This is a genomic window from Azospirillum isscasi (assembly GCF_030849505.1).
Lineage (GTDB): Bacteria > Pseudomonadota > Alphaproteobacteria > Azospirillales > Azospirillaceae > Azospirillum > Azospirillum isscasi.
On sequence record NZ_JAUJFI010000266.1, the window covers coordinates 1 to 4,475 of the forward strand.

A 4,475-nucleotide genomic window follows, 5' to 3' on the forward strand; every position below is an offset into this window, starting at 1 on the left:
GCGGAAGTGCCGCACAGGGATGTGGACGGGACCCGGCGCGTGCTCCGCCACCGCCCCGGCGACCACGGCGGCGCCGCGCCGCAGGCCGGCGGCCTGGGCCCGCTCGTCCGGCGCCTGCCCATGGGCGCCGCCATGGACGCGCGCCAGCGGGATGAGGGTCCCGGCCACCGCGGAATCCTCCGGCGCGATGACGACCGACCGGTGTCCGGCGCGCACCAGGGCGGCGTCGATGGCGCCGGCCACCTGCTCCGCCGTCCCTTCGCTCTCCGGGTCGGCGCCGACGGGGGCGAAGGGCGATGCGACGGTGAGAACGGTCAAAGCCATCGCGCCGCCTCCAGGAACCGGAGGCCCGAATGGGCGTGGACGCTCTGGTGGGGCTTTCCGGCCAGCCTGTTCCTGTGCATCACCGCTTCGATCATCCCTTGTCCCTGTGGTGTCGTTCATTCACATTTATTGTCCGACGCACGCTCTTCTTTCTCTCCGACGTCTTGCGGCCCGGAGAAAAGCCGGGATTGGGGGGTTTCTGGTTTTATCGCCCCATCCTTGTTTTCTACGAAAACGGGGCGCCGGTAACCGGGGTATTGGAAGTGGACCGGCCCGCGGAAGGGATAGCCGTCCTGCACCGGGGTGCCGCCCCCGGAACCGGGGAACCCGGACCGGACGGCCAGGGCGCCAAGGGCGGCTTACTTCCAAATGGGGGGCATCGGGTCAATCGTCGCCGCTACCCTTGATGTCGAGGATGGAGCGCAATTCCCGCACGCGCCGTTCCGCCGTGTGCTCCTCCAGCGTGCGCTCCCGCGCGCGGTGGGCCAGCGTGGCGAGATGGCCGCGCGGCAGCATCATCGCCGTGGTCACGTCGTCGGTCTCCCGCGCGACGAGGATGTCGCGCCCCGGCTCGAAGAAGGCGCCGATGCCCTCCCACTCGTCGGAGATCACCGGGACGCCGCAGGCCGCCGCCTCGAACAGGCGGACGGACGGGCACCAGCCCATCGCCTTCAGGCTGTCCCGCGTCACGTTCAGCGTCAGGGTGGAGGAGCAGAAGAAGGCCGCGTGCTCCGCCGGGGGCAGATGCCGGACGAAGTGGACGTTGCCGCCCCAGGGAATCCCGTCCGGCCAGCCGCTGCCCGCGATGACGAAGCGCCGGCGGGCCAGCCGCCGCGCCGGTTCGATGAACAGCGCGTCCAGCGCCGCCCGCCGGTCCTCCGCCCAGGCGCCGAGATGGCACAGGTCGCCGAGGTAACGCTGCACCGGGTCGGCGGGCCGGTGCAGGTCGGGGTCCACCCAGGCGTAGAGCGGCGCCACGAACCGCGCGCCGAACCGGGTCTTCAGCGCCTCCAGCGCCCGCCCGCCGGTGCTGCTGAGGACGGTGTCGAATCCGCCCAGCCCGTCCGGCGGCAGGCAGGCGGGCCACTCCCCCGCTTCGGTGCCGGCCAGGGTGATGTGCGTGTCGAGATCGTAGAAGACCGTGCGCTGTGCCTTCGACCCCAGCACCAGGCGGGACGCCGCCGCTCCGTCCGGGCAGCCGGAGGTGACCATGGCCACGTCCGCCTCGTCGGCGTGGCGCCGCGCCGCCGCCGCGACGTCCTCCCAGCGCCCGTAGAGCAGAAGCTCCCCGCCGGGGATCTCCCGCAGGTCACGGTGGTCCGCCCGCTCGGGCGTGTCGCGCTCCAGGAAGACGACGCGGTTGCCGCGCCGCACCAGCGCCTTGACCAGTCCCCGCCACAGGGTGGCGTGCCCGTTGCCCCAGGAGGAGCTGATGGATTGTCCGAAGATGACGATTTTCATGATGCCGGCGCCATGCCTCCCCCCCTTTGCCTCTACCCCGGCGGCCTCCTTCCGGAACAACGAGACCTGTCCGGCGGTGTTCCGGGAACGGGAGACGCGCGTAAGGGGTGCCTCCCGCCGGACGGCGGCCGATCGAAAGGGTCACCAGTAGGTCATGGCGTCGGCGTAGAGCCGGCGCAGGTCGTCCTCCGTCACCGGGCGCGGCGCGATGGTCAGCAGCCGTTGCTGGGCCATGGCGCCGCGGACCAGATCCGGGATGTCCGCCGCGCCGTAGCCGAGCGCGGACAGGCCGTTCGGCAGATGGGTGGCGCGCATCATGGCGATCAGCCGGGCGGCCAGCACCGCACCGCCGTCCGCGGGGGAGACGTCGCGCACCTCCGCCCCCAGCGCCTCCGCGGCGCGGAGGTGGCGTTCGGGCTCCGCGGAGCCGGTGAAGCGGAAGGCGGCGGGCGCGTTCAGCACCACCGAGATGCCGTGCGGCACCATCGGGTTGGCCTTCTCGTAGCCGAGCGCCGTGAAGCTGTGGTTCATCCCGGCGACGGAATAGGACATGGCGTGCGGGATGTGCACGCCCGCATTCCCGAAGGCCAGCCCGGCCAGGGTCGCCGCGAACATCAGGGCGTCGCGCGCCTCCTCGTCCGCCGGGTCGTTGACGGCGCGCTCCAGATACTGCCCGCCGAGGCGGATGGCCTGAAGGCTGCCGATGTCCGACCAGGGGTTGGCGCCCTGGTAGGGCGGGCGCGGGTTGGCCGCGTCGGGCCGCGGGCGGGAGCGGTAGGAGCGCGCGGTGTGGCTCTCGATGGCGTGGGTCAGCACATCGAAGCCGGTGGAGGCGATGACGCCCGGCGGCAGGCTGTCGATGGTCGCCGGGTCCACCAAGGCCAGATTGGGGCGCAGGAAGCGGGAGGAGATGCCCGTCTTCACCCGCATCTCCACATGGTCGAAGATGGCGACTCCGGTCGTCTCGCTGCCGGTGCCGCAGGTCGTCGGGCAGGCGATGTGCGGCTTCACCGGGCCGGGCACCGGGCGCCCCTCCCCCAGCGGCTTGTTGACGTAGGCGAGGAAGTCCGCCGGGTGGGTGGCGTAGAGGTTGGCCGCCTTGGCCGTGTCGATCACCGACCCGCCTCCGATGGAGACGTAGCCGTCGAACGCGCCGTCGCGGGCGAAATCCGCGGCCTCCAGGAAGGACGCGCTGGTCGGCTCCACCGCGCAGCGGTCGTAGACGGCGACGTCCAGCCCCGCCGCCTTCAGCGACTCCAGCGCCGCCGCGAAGGGCGCGATGCCGGCCACATGGGGGTCGGTGAACAGGGCCACCCGGCGCATCCCCATGTTGCGTGCATCGTTCCCGGCCTCCGCCAGCATGCCGCGGCCGAACTTCATGGACGCGGCCTCCACCGTGAAGCCGGTGTCGCCGTTGGGCAGGATGGGATGGGCGATGGAATCGGTCATGGGGCTGGTCATGGGGCGGGTCATGGGGCGGGTCATGGGCGCGGGTCTCCCTGGCGTTGCTTTGTGCCTTCGTTGTCCACCATCGGAACGCGGGAGGGTGCCGCCTGTCAACCCGACCGTTCGCTCAGCCGATTGTTTGCGAACGCTCCGATGCGGCGCCCTGGAGCCGCCGGTAAAGATAGCCGACGCCGATCAGACTCAACCCCAGCCCCAGGAAGGAGGCGACGCGGTAGAGCCCGCCCAGTTCGGCCATGTCGCTGAGGAAAACCTTGGCGACCACCGCCAGCATCAGCGCCATCGCGGCATGGCGCAGCCAGTCCAGCCGGACGCGCAGAGCGGCGACCAGCATCAGCACCGCCGCGGCCAGGAAGCCGGCGGAGTAGCCGTACCATTCGGCGTCCGGCAGCTCCGCGCCCGACAGCACCGGCCCCTGGAAGGCGTGGCGGATCTCCAGCGCCAGATTCATGCCGAGCAGCACCAGCGGCAGCAACGCCGCCCAGGAGCGCAGGCGGGCCGGGAGCGGCTCCACCCACAGGAACAGCAGCCCCAGCAGGGCCGGAAGCCCATAGGCGAGAAGCAGCGTGTTCGCCACCGGCCAATCGCCCACCGCCTCGCCGCTCCACAGCGGGTTGAGGACGAGCAGATGCAGCGCGGCCGCCTGGAGCGCGGCCAGCCCGGCCAGGATGCGCCGCCCCCACACCGCCACGGGCCGCGCCCGCCAGCGCCGCCCCGTCGCCAGCAGCAGGGCCAGTGCCAGCCAGACCAGCGTGTGCAGGGCCACCTCGCGCAGCGTGTCGGGCAACTCGTCCAGCGTGCCGCGCGTCAAAGCCTGGATGCCGAGCGACAGCAGGAGCGTGACGAAGGCCAGCCCACCGGCCTCCAGAAGCGCGACCGCCCCGTCGTCGCCCTTGCCGTCCGGCGTCGAGCGCAGCCAGTGCGCGGCCAGGAAGAAGCCCGCCGCGGGCAGGCCGTAGCCGTAGACGATCCAGCCGAGCCCCTCCTCCCCATACTCCAGCACGTACGGGTTCAGCGCCAGCCGGACCAGGACGGCCCCCGCCACCAGCAGGATCACCGCGCGCAGCGAGCGCAGCCCCATCCGCCGCTCCAGCCACGCCAGCACCGGCACCTGGGCGGCCAGCGCCACGGTCAGCCACGCCTCGCGCAGCATCATGACGGCGCCGAGGCTGAGCGCCCCGGCGGCCCCCGCGGCAAAGGCGGCCAGCCCCAGCCCGACGCCCGGC

The 4,475-nt window shown here is 72.3% G+C and carries 4 protein-coding genes and 1 pseudogene; 1 reads left to right on the forward strand and 4 read right to left on the reverse strand.

Annotated features, from left to right (window positions below):
• Positions 1-324 (reverse strand): annotated as a pseudogene (locus QSG27_RS27805) (hypothetical protein); the annotation flags it as partial.
• A 29-nt stretch (positions 325-353) separates the two neighbouring features.
• Between QSG27_RS27805 and QSG27_RS27810 the strand changes: the two are divergent.
• The gene (locus QSG27_RS27810; protein WP_306711956.1) at positions 354-731 is read left to right on the forward strand and encodes a hypothetical protein; all 378 of its coding nucleotides are present in this window, start codon (positions 354-356) and stop codon (positions 729-731) included.
• Here QSG27_RS27810 and QSG27_RS27815 read toward each other — a convergent pair.
• The 3 genes from QSG27_RS27815 to QSG27_RS27825 all read right to left on the reverse strand — a co-directional run.
• On the reverse strand, positions 709-1,785 hold the full coding sequence (locus tag QSG27_RS27815) for a CgeB family protein (RefSeq protein WP_306711958.1): 1,077 nt from the start codon (positions 1,783-1,785) through the stop codon (positions 709-711). The two genes, QSG27_RS27810 and QSG27_RS27815, sit on opposite strands and share 23 nt — an antisense overlap.
• Positions 1,786-1,926: 141 nt before the next feature.
• A complete protein-coding gene (locus tag QSG27_RS27820) occupies positions 1,927-3,270 on the reverse strand; it encodes a hydroxyacid-oxoacid transhydrogenase (RefSeq protein WP_306711960.1) in 1,344 nt (447 codons plus the stop codon).
• 88 nt (positions 3,271-3,358) lie between these two features.
• The coding region (locus QSG27_RS27825) for a DUF2339 domain-containing protein (RefSeq protein WP_306711962.1) at positions 3,359-4,475 on the reverse strand (1,117 nt) is incomplete at its 5' end.

What these genes read in the sequence shown, in the direction of transcription:
- QSG27_RS27810 (WP_306711956.1), top strand. Translation starts at nt 354, where the DNA reads ATGGGCGTGGACGCTCTGGTGGGGCTTTCCGGCCAGCCTGTTCCTGTG.
- QSG27_RS27815 (WP_306711958.1), bottom strand. Translation starts at nt 1,785, where the DNA reads ATGAAAATCGTCATCTTCGGACAATCCATCAGCTCCTCCTGGGGCAAC.
- QSG27_RS27820 (WP_306711960.1), bottom strand. Translation starts at nt 3,270, where the DNA reads ATGACCCGCCCCATGACCCGCCCCATGACCAGCCCCATGACCGATTCC.